Source organism: Candidatus Allofournierella excrementavium (genome assembly GCF_048526665.1).
In the GTDB taxonomy this organism is placed as follows: Bacteria; Bacillota; Clostridia; order Oscillospirales; family Ruminococcaceae; genus Allofournierella_A; species Allofournierella_A excrementavium.
Genome location: NZ_DBGFPE010000028.1, coordinates 39,771 through 55,740, shown reverse-complemented (window position 1 = coordinate 55,740; position 15,970 = coordinate 39,771). Strand labels below are relative to the sequence as shown.

General features: G+C 58.7%; 19 protein-coding genes, 3 tRNA genes and 1 rRNA gene. 11 read left to right on the top strand and 12 right to left on the bottom strand.

Annotated features, from left to right (window positions below; translation table 11 throughout):
• Window positions 1–78: ribosomal RNA gene (gene rrf / locus ACMI1Q_RS07825) — 5S ribosomal RNA — on the top strand; the annotation flags it as partial.
• Window positions 79–385: 307 nt separating this feature from the next.
• On the opposite strand, the gene ACMI1Q_RS07820 is transcribed toward rrf, so the two are convergent.
• Window positions 386–1,042 (bottom strand): MBL fold metallo-hydrolase, encoded by a 657-nt coding sequence (locus tag ACMI1Q_RS07820; protein ID WP_330058177.1) that lies wholly within the window; start codon window positions 1,040–1,042, stop codon window positions 386–388.
• Between the two features lie 164 nt (window positions 1,043–1,206).
• Here ACMI1Q_RS07820 and ACMI1Q_RS07815 point away from each other — a divergent pair, with 164 nt between their 5' ends.
• Window positions 1,207–1,758 (top strand): hypothetical protein, encoded by a 552-nt coding sequence (locus ACMI1Q_RS07815; RefSeq protein WP_419503365.1) that lies wholly within the window; start codon window positions 1,207–1,209, stop codon window positions 1,756–1,758.
• A 72-nt stretch (window positions 1,759–1,830) separates the two neighbouring features.
• Here the strand turns inward: ACMI1Q_RS07815 and ACMI1Q_RS07810 are convergent, their stop codons facing one another.
• Window positions 1,831–2,574: a tRNA threonylcarbamoyladenosine dehydratase gene (locus tag ACMI1Q_RS07810; RefSeq protein WP_394981256.1), complete on the bottom strand. Its 744-nt coding sequence runs from the start codon at window positions 2,572–2,574 to the stop codon at window positions 1,831–1,833.
• Window positions 2,575–2,648: 74 nt separating this feature from the next.
• The gene (locus ACMI1Q_RS07805; protein WP_419503364.1) at window positions 2,649–3,530 is read right to left on the bottom strand and encodes an aldose 1-epimerase family protein; all 882 of its coding nucleotides are present in this window, start codon (window positions 3,528–3,530) and stop codon (window positions 2,649–2,651) included.
• Between the two features lie 144 nt (window positions 3,531–3,674).
• On the opposite strand from ACMI1Q_RS07805, the gene ACMI1Q_RS07800 reads away from it, so the two are divergent.
• Together ACMI1Q_RS07800 and ACMI1Q_RS07795 are read left to right on the top strand one after the other, a co-directional pair.
• A complete protein-coding gene (locus ACMI1Q_RS07800) occupies window positions 3,675–6,332 on the top strand; it encodes a peptidoglycan-binding protein (RefSeq protein ID WP_419503363.1) in 2,658 nt (885 codons plus the stop codon).
• Between the two features lie 18 nt (window positions 6,333–6,350).
• Window positions 6,351–7,037, top strand: a complete 687-nt coding sequence (locus ACMI1Q_RS07795; RefSeq protein ID WP_330058188.1) for a peptidoglycan-binding domain-containing protein — start codon at window positions 6,351–6,353, stop codon at window positions 7,035–7,037.
• A 70-nt stretch (window positions 7,038–7,107) separates the two neighbouring features.
• On the opposite strand, the gene ACMI1Q_RS07790 is transcribed toward ACMI1Q_RS07795, so the two are convergent.
• From ACMI1Q_RS07790 to ACMI1Q_RS07775, 4 genes are all read right to left on the bottom strand, one after another.
• A complete protein-coding gene (locus tag ACMI1Q_RS07790) occupies window positions 7,108–8,319 on the bottom strand; it encodes a MalY/PatB family protein (protein WP_419503362.1) in 1,212 nt (403 codons plus the stop codon).
• A gap of 621 nt (window positions 8,320–8,940) precedes the next feature.
• Window positions 8,941–9,031, bottom strand: a tRNA-Ser gene (locus ACMI1Q_RS07785).
• A 35-nt stretch (window positions 9,032–9,066) separates the two neighbouring features.
• Window positions 9,067–9,153, bottom strand: a tRNA-Ser gene (locus ACMI1Q_RS07780).
• Between the two features lie 164 nt (window positions 9,154–9,317).
• A complete protein-coding gene (locus ACMI1Q_RS07775) occupies window positions 9,318–9,563 on the bottom strand; it encodes a hypothetical protein (protein WP_419503361.1) in 246 nt (81 codons plus the stop codon).
• A gap of 170 nt (window positions 9,564–9,733) precedes the next feature.
• On the opposite strand from ACMI1Q_RS07775, the gene ACMI1Q_RS07770 reads away from it, so the two are divergent.
• The 7 genes from ACMI1Q_RS07770 to ACMI1Q_RS07740 all read left to right on the top strand — a co-directional run bounded on the left by ACMI1Q_RS07770 (window position 9,734) and on the right by ACMI1Q_RS07740 (window position 13,336).
• Window positions 9,734–10,357, top strand: coding sequence for a LexA family protein (locus tag ACMI1Q_RS07770; protein WP_330058194.1), 624 nt, complete (start codon window positions 9,734–9,736; stop codon window positions 10,355–10,357).
• An 89-nt stretch (window positions 10,358–10,446) separates the two neighbouring features.
• Window positions 10,447–11,064 (top strand): histidine phosphatase family protein, encoded by a 618-nt coding sequence (locus tag ACMI1Q_RS07765; RefSeq protein WP_419069013.1) that lies wholly within the window; start codon window positions 10,447–10,449, stop codon window positions 11,062–11,064.
• A gap of 100 nt (window positions 11,065–11,164) precedes the next feature.
• A tRNA-Met gene (locus ACMI1Q_RS07760) sits at window positions 11,165–11,241 on the top strand.
• A gap of 665 nt (window positions 11,242–11,906) precedes the next feature.
• Window positions 11,907–12,293 carry a DUF6075 family protein gene (locus ACMI1Q_RS07755; RefSeq protein ID WP_419503360.1) on the top strand — a complete coding sequence of 129 codons (387 nt, stop codon included), beginning with the start codon at window positions 11,907–11,909 and terminating at the stop codon, window positions 12,291–12,293.
• 64 nt (window positions 12,294–12,357) lie between these two features.
• Window positions 12,358–12,756 carry a hypothetical protein gene (locus tag ACMI1Q_RS07750; protein ID WP_419503359.1) on the top strand — a complete coding sequence of 133 codons (399 nt, stop codon included), beginning with the start codon at window positions 12,358–12,360 and terminating at the stop codon, window positions 12,754–12,756.
• Window positions 12,731–12,958 carry a hypothetical protein gene (locus ACMI1Q_RS07745; protein ID WP_346667961.1) on the top strand — a complete coding sequence of 76 codons (228 nt, stop codon included), beginning with the start codon at window positions 12,731–12,733 and terminating at the stop codon, window positions 12,956–12,958. Before ACMI1Q_RS07750 ends, ACMI1Q_RS07745 begins: the two co-directional genes overlap by 26 nt.
• Window positions 12,959–13,006: 48 nt before the next feature.
• Complete coding sequence (locus tag ACMI1Q_RS07740) at window positions 13,007–13,336, top strand: hypothetical protein (RefSeq protein ID WP_419503358.1); 330 nt, start codon at window positions 13,007–13,009, stop codon at window positions 13,334–13,336.
• 130 nt (window positions 13,337–13,466) lie between these two features.
• Here ACMI1Q_RS07740 and ACMI1Q_RS07735 read toward each other — a convergent pair whose 3' ends face one another.
• The 5 genes from ACMI1Q_RS07735 to ACMI1Q_RS07715 form a co-directional block, all read right to left on the bottom strand.
• On the bottom strand, window positions 13,467–13,655 hold the full coding sequence (locus ACMI1Q_RS07735; protein WP_419503357.1) for an integrase core domain-containing protein: 189 nt from the start codon (window positions 13,653–13,655) through the stop codon (window positions 13,467–13,469).
• A gap of 65 nt (window positions 13,656–13,720) precedes the next feature.
• Window positions 13,721–14,233 (bottom strand): hypothetical protein, encoded by a 513-nt coding sequence (locus tag ACMI1Q_RS07730; protein WP_070087484.1) that lies wholly within the window; start codon window positions 14,231–14,233, stop codon window positions 13,721–13,723.
• Window positions 14,230–14,763, bottom strand: coding sequence for a hypothetical protein (locus ACMI1Q_RS07725; RefSeq protein ID WP_419503356.1), 534 nt, complete (start codon window positions 14,761–14,763; stop codon window positions 14,230–14,232). Before ACMI1Q_RS07725 ends, ACMI1Q_RS07730 begins: the two co-directional genes overlap by 4 nt.
• Window positions 14,764–14,893: 130 nt before the next feature.
• Entirely contained in the window at window positions 14,894–15,289 is a 396-nt protein-coding gene (locus tag ACMI1Q_RS07720; RefSeq protein ID WP_419503355.1) for a hypothetical protein, read from the bottom strand.
• 244 nt (window positions 15,290–15,533) lie between these two features.
• Window positions 15,534–15,965, bottom strand: a complete 432-nt coding sequence (locus tag ACMI1Q_RS07715) for a hypothetical protein (protein ID WP_419503354.1) — start codon at window positions 15,963–15,965, stop codon at window positions 15,534–15,536.
• Window positions 15,966–15,970: the final 5 nt, after the last annotated feature.

Below are 15,970 nucleotides of genomic sequence, written 5' to 3'. Positions count from 1 at the left end.
CCGAACACAGAAGTTAAGCTCCGTAGTGCCGAAGATACTTGGTTGGAGACGACCTGGGAAAATAGGTAGGTGCCGGCTTTCTCTTTGCCCATTTTCAGGGCCCTTGCCAAACGGCAGGGACCCTTTTTCTTTGCGTCCGGGGCGCGGCCCTCTCTTTACAGCGAAGTCGTGCGCACGGCGACGGAACGCCCGCGATGCTGCGTCGATGAGGTGCCGCGACGGCGATGGACGGCTTTTGAGCCATGGGGGCAAAGGCCAGGACCAAACGGCGCGTTTGGCCGAAAGCGCAAAGACCGGCTGCTGGAGGTCCTTGCAAAGAAAAAGAGCGTTCCTCAGGCCGGCGCGGCATAAGGGGAACGCTCATTTCTTTCTTTTTAAAAACCGCTCACGGACGGCAGAGCAGCTTGACCTTGAAGCCCATGTCTTTCAGCTTTTCTGCAAGGCGCGGGCCGTTCTGGTCGGTGCCCTCCATGTAGCCCGCGTAGTGATAGGGCACCACCACACCGGGCTTGTGGTCCATGGCCGCCAGCTGGTCGGGGATCTGGTCCATGTAGTGCAGCATGTTGTAAAGCCCGTCGCAGGGCACGAACAGCACGTCGCACGCCACATCGCTGAGCACGTCGGTGTCGCCCGCCACATAATAGGAAAAACCACCCATCTCCAGCAGCGCGCCGAAGCCAAAGCCCAAAGGATGGTTCTTGTTCTCGGCGGCCAGCGGGGTGAGCACCACGCCGCACTCGAACACCAGGTCCGGGGCCGCGGGGGTCAGCAGGCTGATGTAGGCCGGGTTCACGCCCATCTCTCCCGTGAGCCAGTCGGCCACCGGCGCGGTCACCGCGAAGCAGGTGTCCGGCCCCGCCGCCTTGCGCAGGTCATCGGGGGAGAAGTGGTCGGAATGGCTGTGGGTCACCACGATGAGGTCCGCGTCGTGGGGGGCTTTCTCCAACTGGAAGGGGTCTGTGTACACCACCGGGCCGCCGGGCACGCGAAAGCGCACCATGCCGTGGCGCACCAGATCCACACAGTCGAGGGCATCCATCATAAAAACTCCTTTCGGGGCGGTTGGCCTTGTAAGACGGCCGTTTTTGGATTATAATAAAACAGTATCCACCCTTCGCCGCACTTTTGCGGCGGGGTATTCCGCTTGACCTTATTGTAACACGGCGCGCGGGTTTGTCAAAGCCCACCGCCTTACGGAGGAAAACTATGAAGCGCAAAAACCGTTTTCTGGCGCTGGCGCTTGCCATGGTGCTGGCGCTGAGCCTGCTGCCCGGCTGCGGCGGCAGCGAAGAAGAGCCTGAGGCCACCACCAAGAACGAAGCCCAGCTGGGCGGCAGCATCACCTGGCCCGAGGAAGGGCTGGACACGTCCGCCACTCTGGCCTCCACCATCGTGGGCGACACTCTCTACATGGTGTTCAACGGCGTGCAGGCCCGCACCAGCGGCTACTTCACCCCCGCGGGAGACACCATCACCATCACCAGCAGCGCCACCACCACCAGCGAGACCCGCTTTGCCTACCGCGTGACCCTCTGGAAGGAGACCTACGGCGGCCGCGAATATGTGGACGGCGGCATCATGTACTTCACCGCCGACGGCGAGTGCCGCACCGGCACCTTCACCGGCCTGGAGGCGGGCACCCGCTACAAGATCGGCCTTGCCTACGACGGCGGCAGCCACTACATGAGCGGCGGCGTGACCATCGCCGGCCTGGCCCAGGCGGACGCGCTGGATGACGAGGACACCTCGGCAGCGTAAATAAAAAAGCGAACGGCCCGGAGCCTGCAAAACGCAGGCCCCGGGCCTTTTTTTCATCTTCCGCGGGGAGGCTCACTCCGCCCCGACGATGTCCCGGATGACCTTGCCCGCCAGGATGAGCCCCGCCGCCCCCGGCACAAAGCTCACGCTGCCGGGGGTCTGGCGCCGGGGCGCGCCGCCGCGCTGAGGGCCCGGTCCCTCGTTGGCGGCAAACTCCGCCGCGGGGGCCAGAGGCTGCTCGGGGGAATAGACCACCGGCACGTTCTTGAGGCCGCGGGCGCGGCACTCCCGCCGCATCACTCGCGCCAGGGGGCAGCCCTCGGTCTTTTCCAGCACCGAGAGGCGCAGCAGCTCCGGGTGCAGCTTGTTGCCGGTGCCCATGCAGCTGATCACCGGCACCCCCGCCGCCCGGGCCCGGGCGATGATCTCAAGCTTGGCGGTCACGGTGTCCACCGCGTCCACCACATAGTCCGCCCCCTCCAGCGGCACCTGGTCCGCCGTCTCGGGGGTGTAGAACAGCGCCTTCTCCACCACCTTGCAGGCGGGGTTGATGGCCAGCACCCGCTGCGCCGCCGCCTGGGTCTTGGGCATGCCCACCGTGGTGGTGAGGGCGATGATCTGGCGGTTCAGGTTGCTCTCGGCCACCCGGTCGTCGTCCACCAGGGTGAGCGCGCCCACCCCGGCCCGGGCCAGCGCCTCGGCCACATAGCCGCCCACGCCTCCCAGGCCGAACAGCACCACGTGGGCGCGGCGAAGTTTTTCCACTCCCGCCTCGCCCAGCAGCATGGCGGTGCGGCTCTCAAAGGCAGTGGACATAAAAAGCCTCCTTGTTCAAGGGATGAAAAGGCCGTGCGCGGGCGCACCGCGCACGGCGCTTTGTGTTTTCAGACTCAGCGCTGGAAGGTGATGGCCAGGGTGGTGTCCCACTTCTCGCCGGGGGCCAGGGCCGCGGCGCAGGGCTTCTCGGCCCAGTCGCCGGAGGCGTCCGCCTTGTCCTGCAGGCTGCGCCAGGGCTCCACGCAGAGGAAGTGGAGCTTCGGGTCGCCCACCGAGCTCCAGATCAGGGTGTAGGGATAGCCCTCGATGTCAAAGGTGATGCGGCGGCCGGTGTCCTTTTCCACCAGGCACAGGGTCTTGGCGGAAAGGCCGCCCATGCAGATGGAGTCGTTGTCGAACATGCGGTCGTTCATGGGGATGACCTGGCTGTTCTCCATCATCGGATGGGTGCCGCCGGTGAGGTAGCCCGCCTCCACATCCTGCACGATGGGGGTCTGGGGCGCGTCGAAGCGCAGCTCGTAGTCCTCGGTGGTGTGCTCAGCGTCAAAGGGCAGGTTAAAACCGGGGTGATAGCCGATGCCGAAGCGCAGCTCCTTGCTGCCGGGGTTGGTCACCGCCAGGGTGTGGCGCAGGGTGCGGCCTTCCAGAGCGTAGGTGCTCTCCAGAACGAAGTCGAAGGGGAACAGCGCCAGGGTCTCGGCGCTGCTGGCAAGGCGGAAGCGCAGGGCCGTGCCGTTGCAGCCCAGGAACTCATGCTCCAGGTCGCGGGCAAAGCCGTGCTGCCCGCCGGCGTAGGTCTTGCCCTCCACCGTGAAGCTGCCGTTCACCAGCTTGCCGCAGTAGGGGAACAGGATGGGCGCGCGCCGGGGCCACACGGCGGGGTCGCCCTGCCAGAGCATCTCCGCGCCGGAGGCCTTGTCCACCACGCTGGCCAGCTCGGCGCCGAGGCTGTCCACCTCCACGCGCAAAAATTCATTTTCCACAGTGTATCGCATTTTTTTCGGCTCCTTTCAATGGGAAGACTTTGTTGCAATCAGTATAATACACTTTGCCCCAAAAGCCAAGAGGAACGGCCCGCCGCCCCGGTGAATAAGGTGGGTCAGCCGCCCTTCCATCTTGAAGAAAAGGAGCATCAGCCTATGTGCAACGGAACCCTGCGGGTGCAGACCTACGCGGCGCGGGAGAGCGCGCCGGTGGGCAATGTGCGCATCCGCCTGCGCAGCGCCGACAGCCAGTCGGCACAGGAAATGGAATTTTACACCGACGGCGAGGGCAACGCCCTGGATCTGGAACTGCCCGCGCCGCCCGCCTCCCTCTCGCTGGACGAGAACGCCACTCAGCGGCCCTACAGCGTGTGGGACCTGACGGCGGACAAGGAGGGCTATCAGACCCTGACGCTGGAGGGCCTGCAGCTGTTCGCGGGTCAGATGACGCTGGCGGAGCTGGAGATGCGCCCTATGCAGCGCCTGGGCGCGCCCGCCCCTCTGCCGGACAGCTTTGAAACGCCGCCCCATCAGCTTTACAGCCCCGGCAGCGAAGCGCCCAGCAGCGCGCCGGTGCAGTTCTGCGAGCCCGCCCCGGCGGTGCTCACCGCGCCCATCATCCCCGAGACCATCACGGTGCACCTGGGCAAGCCGGCGGCCAGCGCCCAGAACGTGACGGTGAGCTTCCGCAAATACATCGCCAACGTGGCCTCCAGCGAGGTGTATCCCACCTGGCCGGAGCAGGCGCTGCGGGCCAACATCCACGCCCAGATCAGCCTGGCCCTGAACCGCATCTTCACCGAGTGGTACCCCAGCAAGGGCTACAACTTCAACATCACCAACTCCACCAGCTACGACCAGTACTACGTCCACGGGCGGGAGATCTTTGAGCCGATGGAGCGCATCACCGACGACATCTTCAACACCTATGTGCGCCGCGAAGGCACCATCGAGCCCTACTACACCGAGTACTGCGACGGCAAGACCGTGAGCTGCCCGGGCATGAAGCAGTGGGGCACCGTGGACCGGGCCAACGAGGGCAAGAACGCCCTGCAGATCCTGCGCTACTACTACGGCAACAACATCGAGATCGTGCGCACCAACAACATCCAGGGCATTCCCCAGAGCTACCCCGGCACCGCCCTGCGCCGGGGCGATTCCGGCGAGGACGTGCGCATCATCCAGCGCCAGCTGACCCGCATCGCCAAGAACTACCCCGCCTTCGGCAAGCCCGGCACCGACGGCGTGTTCGGCGCGGCCACCGAGGCCTCGGTGAAGGCCTTCCAGAAGCACTTCAACCTCATCGCCGACGGCGTGGTGGGCCGCTCCACCTGGTATAAGATCAGCTACATCTACGTCAGCGTGAAGAAGCTGGCGGAGCTGACCAGCGAGGGCGAGGAGCCCACCGGCAGCCAGGACACCATCACCGGCAGCGGCTATCCCGGCACGCCTCTGCGCCGGGGCGACCGGGGCACCAGCGTGGAGCAGGTGCAGTTCTGGCTGCAGCAGCTGGCGGAGTTCGACCCTGACCTGCGCAGCCTTGCGGTGGACGGCATCTTCGGCTCCGGCACCGAGGCTGCGGTCAAGGCATTCCAGGAGAAAAACGGCCTTGCTGCCGACGGCGTGGTGGGCCGCATGACCTGGGACGCCATCTGGAGCCAGTACCAGAGCCTGCAGAGCGACATCAACCAGTCGAACAACGGCTATCCCGGCAGCCCGCTGCGCCTGGGCAGCCGGGGCGACGCGGTGCGCAAGGTGCAGTTCTGGCTGCGCATCGCCGCCACCAACTACTCCTCCATCCCCAGCCCGGCGGTGGACGGCATCTTCGGCTCCGGCACCGAGACCGCGGTGAAGGCCTTCCAGCGGGAGTTCGGCCTCACCGCCGACGGCGTGGTGGGCCCCGCCACCTGGCAGAAGCTCTATGAGATCTACGCCGACGTGACCAACCAGCTGCTGGCCCCGAACCAGCGCCCGGGCGTCTACCCCGGCACGCCGCTGCGCCTGGGCAGCACCGGGCGGGCCGTGCGGGAGGCTCAGTTCTATCTTGTGCTGATGAGCGCCTATTACTCCTCCATCCCCCGCATCAACATCGACGGCGAGTTCGGCCCCGCCACCGAGACGGCGGTGAAGGCATTCCAGAAGCTGTTCGGCCTCACCCAGGACGGCGTCATCGGCCCCGCCACCTGGGAGAAGCTCTACCAGCAGAGCCAGACCCTGCGCACCCGCGACGGGCTGGTCCACGCCTACCGCCTGCTGCCCTGGCCGGGCTTCGCGCTGGCCCAGGGCGCCATGGGCAGCGACGTGGCCTGGATGCAGTTTTTGCTGGAGTACATCGGCTACTTCTACGACCAGGTCCAGTCCCCCGGCGGCATCGACGGGGTGTTCGGCTCCAAGACCAGGGACTCGCTGGAGAGCTTCCAGCGCGAGTTCAGCCTGCCGGTCACCGGCACGGCGGACGAGACCACCTGGAACGCCCTCACCGCCACCTTCTTCAGCCTGGCGGCGGCGGGCAGCGAGCAGACCGCCTTGGCCGCCGGCCCGGAGTATCCCGGCTATGTGATGAAGCTGGGCAGCGCGGGCGACGCGGTGATGCAGCTGCAGCAGCTGATGAACCAGGTGGCGGTGCTCTACTGCGCGGCAGAATTCGTGCCGGTGGACGGCGTGTTCGGCGAGACCACCGACCAGGCGGTGCGCCTGTTCCAGGAGGGCCTGGGCCTGCCGGTCACCGGCGTGGTGGACGAGGAGACCTGGCAGCGCATCTACGAACTGCTCAACCCGCCCATCCCCGCGTCCTGCGCAAACTGCGCCAAGTAACGAAAGGAGAGAATCAGCATGCCCAAAGTATTTGTCTACGACTCGTTTGAAAACCGCATGATGACCTACAACCTGAACGAGAGCGACTCCATGCCCTTCTCCACCGGTACCACCCTGCGGGTGCGGGAGTTCCGGGGCAGCTCCTCCAGCCCCACCCTGTGGACCACCACCGCCGCCATGGAGGCCTGGAACCTCACCCGCCGCAGCTACGGCAAGGGCATCCACGTGGGCTACGCCTTCAAGCGCATCTGGGAGGGCGGCCACGGCACCGCCAGCCAGCACTACGCCGGCGTGGCCTTCGACGTGGGCCAGGGCCAGGGCTCCACCGCCCGCAACGCCATCTGGAAGGCGGCCAAGAACACCGGCGCCTGGGGCTATGTGGAGCCTCAGAGCATGACCCCCACCTGGGTCCACTTCGACCGCCGCTACGGCAAGCCCGCCTGCTCCGGCACCACCTCCGGCTATCCCACCCTGCGCCGGGGCGCCGTGAGCACCTACGTGCTGGTGCTGCAGGACGCGCTGAACGCCCTGGGCTACTCCACCCGTACGCTGGACGGCAAGTTCGGCCCCAACACCGAGAGCGCCCTGCGGGGCTTCCAGCGCTCGGTGGGCCTGTCGGTGGACGGCATCTGCGGCTGCAACACCTGGAAAAAGCTCACCGCCGCGGTGGTGGGCATCGGGCGCACCCGCACCGTCATCGACTGACCGCCCGCAAACACGCAAAAGCCCCCGGGGCAGCCGTCAGGCCGCCCCGGGGGCTTTTCTTGTCTCGGGCTCAGGCGTTGAACACGTATTTGTCCAGCCGGTCGAAGGCTTCCTGCACCCGGCTGAGAGGCAGGGCCAGATTGATGCGCAGGTGGCAGGGGCCGTGGAACGCCCGGCCGTCCTGCACCGCCACGCCCACGTCCCAGCAGGCCTTCTCCACCTCGTCGATGGTCTTGCCGTGGGCCTTGCACCATTCGGTGCAGTCCACGAACAGCATGTAGGTGCCCTGGGGATGGAAGGTCTCCACGCCCTCAAAGTGCTCTTTGATGTAGCCGCAGGCGAAGTCCACGTTGCCGGTGAGCACCTGGCGCAGCTCCTCCAGCCACTCGCAGCCCTCGGGCTGGTAGGCGGCGACAAGCGCGTGCATGCTGAGCACGTTCATGCTGTTGTAGTGGCTCAGGCTGGATTCCTTCCGCACCCGGTCCCGCAGGCGCTTGTTGTAGATGATGTGGTAGCTGCCCACAAGGCCCGCCAGATTGAAGGTCTTGCTGGGGGCGTACATCGCCACGGTGTTCTGCCGCGCCCACTCGCTCACCGACTGGGTGGGGATGTGCTTGCTGCCCTCCAGGATGATGTCGCTCCAGATCTCGTCGGACACCACGGTCACGTCGTACTTCTCGAACAGGGCCATGGCCTGTTCCAGCTCCCGGCGCTCCCACACCCGGCCGCAGGGGTTGTGGGGCGAGCAGAGGATGGCGGCATGGATGTTCTGGGTGCGCAGCTTTTCCTCCATGTCTTCAAAGTCCATCCGCCACACGCCCGCCTCGTCCCGCTTCAGGGGGCTGAGCACCATGTTGTAGCCGTTGTTGGTGAGGGCGCTGGTGAAGCCCACGTAGGTGGGGGAGTGGAGCAGCACCTTGCCGCCCCGGGAGCAGGCCACGTTCAGCGCGCTGATCACGCCGCCCAGCACGCCGTTCTCGTAGCCGATGCACTCCCGGGTCAGCCCGGTCACGCCGTTGCGGTTTTTCTGCCAGGCGATGATGGAATCAAAGTATTCATCGGTGGGGTCAAAGTAGCCGTAAGCCGGGTGCTGCGCCCGGCGGATAAGCGCCTCGGGCACGGTGGGCACGGTGGCAAAGTTCATGTCCGCCACCCACATGGGGATGGCGTCGAAACCCGCCTTGGGCGCGGCGGGGGCAAACCCGTTCGGCTTGCCCAGACCGTCCACCGCGATGGCGTCCTTCCCGTGGCGGTCCATAATGGAAGTGAAATCGTACTTCATATTCTGATGTTCCTTTCCGAAAAATGAAAGAATTGCTTTGCCCCCATTTTACTCCATCCCGGCGGCAGCTGCAATGCTGCCGAAGACGGGCGGGGAGAGAAGGTGTTCCGCACCTGCGGGGCAGTGCGGCCGGGACGGAAAGCGCGGCCCCTCTTGCGGTGCCCGGCGCGGCCATCGGCGGGCGCAGCCGCCTTGGCCTTGCCGACCGCTGCGCCAAAAGATTCTTGCTGCACCTGCCGCGGCGGCGGGGCGAGAAGCGAACTCTGTTTCAAATGCTTCCAGGGCAGTGCGGCCGGGACGGAAAGCGCGGTCCCTCTTGCGGTGCCCGGCGCGGCCATCGGCGGGCGCAGCCGCCTTGGCCTTGCCGACCGCTGCGCCAAAAAATCCTCCCTGCATCCGCCGCAGGCGGCGGTCGGATTTTTTGCCCGCGCCTTTCGGCGCTCGGGTCCAAATCCCGGCGAACAAAGTGAAAAGCCCCGCACTTTCGTGCGGGGCCCAACCGGGGCCCCCGCAAAAATTTGCGAAGCAAAGTTTTGTGGGGAAAAGGAGCCGCAGCAGAATGAGCGCGCGGCGATTTTTGCAAAAAGAATCGCCGCAAGCGATATACCGCTTGCGGCGACGTGGCGGAGAAGGAGGGATTTGAACCCTCGCGCCGGTTTCCCGACCTACGCCCTTAGCAGGGGCGCCTCTTCGACCTCTTGAGTACTTCTCCAGAGCAAAGTTTGTGAAAGGTGATTCAGTTGTAAATGGCGGAGAGGGTGGGATTCGAACCCACGGCCCTTGCGGGTCACCGGTTTTCAAGACCGGCTCCTTAAACCACTCGGACACCTCTCCATAGTGGCCGCCTTGCGCGTTCGATGGCGCGCTATATATATTATCATACTTTGCGGGACCTGTCAAGAGATTTTGACCGTGTCATAGCCAAAAAGACATGGAAAAAGCGGGCGGCTGTTCTGCCTGCCCGCTTTGCTGCGTTTGACACCGTATCCTTCGGCGGTTCAGGCCGCCCGCAGGCTGCCGGATTTTTTGGAAAATCCAACCGCAGGGCTGGTGTGCCGCCGCACCCGCCGCGCCCGGCGGGCAGGCTGCGTACCCAAACGATAAAAGCCCCGCGCGGCCAGCGCACATGCCGCCAACCCCAGCAGCAACAGCGCCGAAAGCCCGCCCTCAATGAGGGCCCCGGCCAGCATCACGACGCCCAGCCCCGCAAAAATAGCCAGCATCATGCACATCGTCTCTTTCATATCGATTCCCTCCATTTTGCCGCACAGCGCGAAGGTTCGTCTCTGTGACTTTATTCTATAACAACCAATGGTTGTTGTCAAGCGAAAATAACAACTTTTTTTACATTTTTCTTTACAAAAACATCCTGCGGTTGTATAATGGTCCCATACAGGAAAGGAGCGGAATGGCCATGTTCCCACAGCGTTTAAAAGAACTGAGAAAGCGCAGCGGCTTCAGCCAGAAAAGCCTGTCGGTCCAGCTGGGCGTCAGCCAGCAGGCGGTGGGCAAATGGGAGACCGGCCGCTCCTCGCCGGACCCCGACACCCTGGCGCGCCTTGCGGCGCTGCTGGGCACCTCCATCGACGATCTGATGGGCCTGGCCGCGGTCGCTCCGGCTGCCGCCGCCCAGCGTTTTTTCGGCGGCTACGAAGAGAGCCCCATCCCCGTGGTGGGCACCGTGCGCGCCGGTTTCGGCGCTCTGGCCTTTGAGGAAGACTACGGCGTGGAGTATGCCCGCGTGAAGGACCCCGCCAGCTATTTCTATCTGGTGGTCAAGGGCGACAGCATGGAGCCCCGCATCAGCGACGGGGACCTGGCTCTGGTGCATCGTCAGCCCACGCTGGAAAACGGCGACCTGGGCGTGATGGTTTACGGCGACGAGGGCGAGGGCACTTTGAAGAAGTACGTCCTGCGGGGCAATGCCGTGGTGCTTCAGCCCTTCAATCCTGCCTACGAGCCCAAAGTGCTGCGGGGCGAAGAGCTTGACAAACTTTTCATCGCCGGCAAGGTGGTGGAGACCAAAGCCAAGTGGTGATCTTCCCGCCACATCTGCATCTTACCAGACAAAAAGGCCGATAATCCGGCCTTTCAACGAAAGAGGGCCTTTTTTTGCCACAAACACAGTTGTATCTCATCCGGCACGGCCAGACCGACTGGAACCTGCGCGCGATGCTGCAGGGGCGCACCGACATCCCTCTGAACGAGACGGGCCGCCGTCAGGCGATGGAGGCCCGGGAGCGTCTGGCCGGCGTGCATTTTGATGCGGTGTATTCCAGCCCGCTGCGACGTGCGATGGACACCGCGCAGCTGGTCAGCGGCTGGCCGGGGGAGAAGATCTGCCCGGACGAGCGCCTCACCGAAATCGCCTTTGGCCCCTACGAGGGCAAAGACCCCCACACCTTGGGCCCGGCGTTTGCTTGCTTTTTCACCGACCCCGAGGCCTACCGTCCGCCGCAAGGGGCGGAGAGCCTGCAAAGCGCGTTGGAACGTACCGGCGATTTTCTCGCCTTCGCCGCCGAAAAGCATCCGGGCCAGACTCTGCTGGTGGCGGGGCACGGCGCGGCGCTCCATGCCATGCTCACAGCGGCGCTGGCGAATCCGTTGGACCAGTTCTGGTCCGTCAATCTGGACAATTGCCGGGTGGCGGTGCTCACCCGGGACGAGAGCGCCCCAGGCGGCTGGCGGCTGACAGCGAGCGACGGCACAGGCGCCGGCGCATACCTGAAAAAGTATCTGGGCTGAAGCCTGTGCGAAATATCGCGTCATCACGCAAAAAAATCCTTGACAACCCCGGCACTGTGTGATATATTAATAAAGCGCCCTCAAAAGAGGACGCTGATATCGCGGGATGGAGCAGTCTGGTAGCTCGTCGGGCTCATAACCCGAAGGTCGGTGGTTCAAATCCGCCTCCCGCAACCAAGTTGCCTTAACAAAAAAGATATAAGGCCGAAAAACCCCGTAAACAAGCCGTTTACGGGGTTTTTTCGTGCCCAAAATTAAGCTCCAGATTGAAAGATATTTTTCACCTATTTCGGGCTTTGGTGAGGACTTGAACTAACGACTACCGATTTTGCGACTAATTTTGACTGATTTGGATCGCTTTTTTCGAATTTTGACCCGGAGAAATTGTAAACAAATTATGAATTTTTCAAAATAAACTCAGGTGGCTGGTTAATTCTACCCGATTCGCTCCCGATCACCCCCTTTTTTGAGAAAAATATTGTAGAAAAAATTGGCTTCTTTTTGTTTAGGATGCCGAAATATAAGTTTTTTTGCGTCTGTTTTGGATTTGTCCAAGCAGGCGCTTTTTTTATTTCCCGAAGACAGCATCACATATGGGCAGAAATTCCTCATCACACCCAGGGGGGAGTGCGTCTTTTACCTGCTCTCGAAACAGTGGGGTGCTGCTCCCCCCTCTCACACTCTCCCCCCAAGTAACACTTACCTGCTGGGAAGAAGATATCAATGCTTACAGAATGCACTCTTCCAGTCCCCAGCAATGCAACTATCAATGCCGAAATGGAAGTCATCGCCTTTCCCAGCCGGTGATTTCCCTGAATAACCGAACCAGAAGGAGGAACGAAATGTCGATTAAATTCAAAAACAAAGAACATGAGAAATTCTATGAACAGTGCCTCGGACGAACCGGCAGTCTTGATCCTTACCACAAGGCTTTTTTCTACACCATGGGCATCAGCGGCGATACCCGGAATCACATTGAGGATGTTTTCGATTTTCGGGACGATGTGATCAGGCCGGAGGGGCTGAACAAAGGTTGGCAGACCAGCGGCAGTATGTCTTTGACCCGACTGGCCTTCAACTTGTGGAACGGCTGGAACAGCGACAATGGTGCAACCCCTTACGATTTGTTCGGCAATTCGGATGCGGCCTACATGATAGAAGCGGTTCGGCTTCGGTACCCAGGGTACTTCAAGGAACCCCAGTCCCTTAGTATGAGTCGGTCCAGATAAGATGGGAAGGGGCCGAAAGAAAAAACTCAGGAATAAAGGCAAAGGCCAGAAAGGACTTGAAACTATGATCATGGGCATTGATCACGGGTATGGCCAATTTACGGCGCTGGCAGAGCGAAATAAAGCCCGTACAGAAGCTTCAGAAGGATGGACAGCAATGATTACCAAAGAGACCTTTTGTGCGGCGTTGGGCCAGATTATGGAGCAACGGGAGATCGACGAGAAGGTCGGCGCGGCGCTCGAATCTGTAGGTGACGGTCACTTTGTATTTGGATGTAAGAACCGATACCTGACTGCGCTCCTTCTAGTTTTGAAAGAGGCTGTCAACGACCAGTATGATTACATCGACTGGTGGCTATATGATGCCTCTCCAGACTATAAAGTCTGGACTGACGATGGAACAAAAGAATGGTGCCTAAAAGAACCAGGAGCCTTATATGACTTCATTGTTGCCGGCACTTGAAAAGAAGGTGAAAAACAAAATGAATCAAGCGGAAACCCTGCGGCAACTCCTGAAAGAAATCGAGGAACTGCTGGAACGTAACATAAACGAAGACGGCGAGTGCCAATTCAGTTATCTCAAGGAAAAGATTGTACTTGAGATGGCCAAGGAAATAATCACAGACGGAGTTCCCGACCCTCCGATGTGCTTTACATCTTGCTGAATGAAGAACATCATAGATGGGAAAGGATGATTGCGAATATCGGATGAAGTGCTGAAGCAAGTGGTCTTTGATTCGGGCGATTGGGCCTCGATGCGTGAATTGTGTAAGAATCACGAGCAGTACCCTGTACCGCTCCTTGGGAAAACATCAATCGGAGAGGATATCATTATTGAGGTTCTATCCGATCGTATCATTACGGAAGTCTACCAAGAAAACGGCTGGGTGCGAAAAAACTTCTATTACCCTGAAGAATGTACTACCGAAGAACTCTTCCAAGGGAAGTGGAAGCAGAGTCAGCAGCCCAGCAAAAAAAGGGCTCGTGGAGAACTGAATGGGAGTCAAGTTCTGAACGATCCGGCGAGATCGAATGAAACTTGACTCCCATTTTTTATTGTCATATCAAGGCTTTCCGGCATTTGGCCTCCTGCGACACAAATATTCAAACTTTCTCATTTTTGATCACAAACAGCTTCAAGCCCCCTTATTTGAACCGGCTGCCGCAACGGATTCAGCCGGCATTCTTTTCATAAAAGGCCTTCTCCGCTTCATCTGGTGTTTTGTACTGGTTGGCGCGATGAGGACGCCTTTTGTTGTAGAACTTCATATATTCGGAAACCCTTTTCTTGAATTCGTTTTCAGACCGGTAGGAGCTCCGGTACAGTTCTTCCTGCTTCAGAGTGGAGAAGAAGGACTCCATTATCCCGGTGTTTCGATTAACCCTGCGTACCACTTCCCTTATGCTGTCGTAGCAATAACTTCCTCTCAGCGTGCCGACACAGCCCGTCCGGTATGCTCATAATACACAAGAACCGCAGTTCCATTTCCTGTCTGGCTCATCATCGTATAGTCATCTGCTGATATTTCCACACGGGTCCTTAATCCCTGAGAATCCGTCCCCATCAGATAATAATGATGCGAAAAAATGCTGGTATGCGCTTGTGTTTCACTTACTTCTATATCTGTCAGCGTGACCGTCTTCGTACCCGACGCCAGATCAGCGGCAAAATCCTTCGTAAACCACATGCAGACTGCCGCACAGAAAACCGCGATGATCACTCCTGCTGTTTTGTTACTTTTTTCCCCTGTTTTCCAGTTATGTATGACCCGCACGACCACATAGATGCACACGATCCATATGACGGATATATTGCAGAATTCATCCAGTAACACCAGCTCTCCTGTCTTAGGCAGAAGCAGACCGGCAACTATGACCGCCAGTACAAGAACACAGAGAATGATCTCATATTTTGTTATTTTTCTTCTCACTTTGCTCATGATTCGGTTCCTTCCATTAGACTTACAAGATCATTTCTCCATGAAAATTCCTTTGCATAATCAATGCATGCTTTCCCAAAATTGTCTTTTTCATAGATATTTGAACCGTGATCTATTAAATATTGATATACCGGCATAGCCGTCTCTGTCGGCAGCTTTACAACAGTAATCGCATAATTAAGTGGAATTGCCCCATATTTGTCTTTGGCGTTTATGTCCACCCCAGCCTCAACCAGCAGCTGAGTTACTTTTAATATGTACTGTGGGTCGGGCCTCATAACCGAAAAGTAAAATATATGCAGTGCATTTCTTTGATCTTTTGGACTTTTAAAGTTAACATCCGCCCCCTCAGATATTAAAAATCGAATCATCTTTATTTTTTCGTCTGTGTTGTGGTCATTGACAAACAGTAACTGAAACAAACTTAATCCTGTATACTTATGGAATAGATTCGGATCACCTGTATAAAACTTCCGGAAGTCCGAATAAGTTGCGTCTCTTACCGCATCAAAAATGTCTGCAATCCTCATAAATCTCACTCCTAAAATCACTCAATCTTGCTCAATAACTTTATCGTCCGTTTCCTGCAAATATCTTTCTGTATCGAAATGTGATTCAAGAATGTTTTTCAAGAATTCAGTTTCTACAACTCTGTCATTCTCATAAGATCACAAGTTCTTTCGGGATATATCTTCCATTGATCCGGAGCCAGCAGGCACTTTCAGCAAAATCTGTCCGCCGCAGCGATCCTGACTTTAACTCGGTGATCGTCTCAAAATTTTCACATTCGAGCAGCTCCTCCTGCTCTTTTTTTGTAAGCCGCCGGTTCAAAGCGGGCAGACACTGATATGTAGTTCTGTAATATCCAAGCAGGCGCGACAGCGAAAGGACTGCGCCCGCCAATGCAAGAACACACGCTGCCAGCGACGGAATATTCTCCGGACGCGCCAGTATCCCGGCGAAGCCTGCGAGCGCCAGCACTCCCCATGCACACAGGGCAAGGTTTTTCTTTATGGGGTATCCTCTCCGCCATTCTGTTTTTCTCAACTGTTTCATTATTTTCCCTCTGACAGCTTCGCAATTTTATCTATCTCAAAGAGTATAGGACTTTGATAATCCGTCGTTTCGTCAGCAAAACACCGCGCTAGGCTGTTCCAGTGGATATCCGGGAGTTCATTAACATTATCGCAGGATATGATCTGCAGCATAACGTCGTATATTTTTTTGATTATTCCCGAATACTGTAACTGCGTACTATAATCGGAACGGAGTATCTGTATGACTTTTTCACAATGCTGTTTTATCTCTTCCATGTGCTTTGGCGAACCTCATCTAACCACTTCATAAAAATCTCGCTTGAATCTGTCCCCGTCTTTGCGGAACAGATACTTTCATACTTATATTCCGTGTCTATTTTACCGCTTTTACAGTCATAAATCATTCTTAATTCCGTGGGGACAGGTTTTTCGTAATGTATGCATATTTGTCTTATCTTCTCAAGATCCGCTTCCCCAAGATCCAGAAAATCCCATATCGCGTCCGGATCGGCAGCTATATTATTTGTTGTTCTTATCTGACCATCAATCTTGAAAAATGCATTGAACGAAATACTGCTTTCTTCGATAGAGCCATAGGCATAAACTTTATCAGTCCTATTCCCCGCAAATTCGACACATAGTGAAATAATCCGTGACTGCGCATCCATAAATTCATCTTCAAACACTCTATCCATAGCGT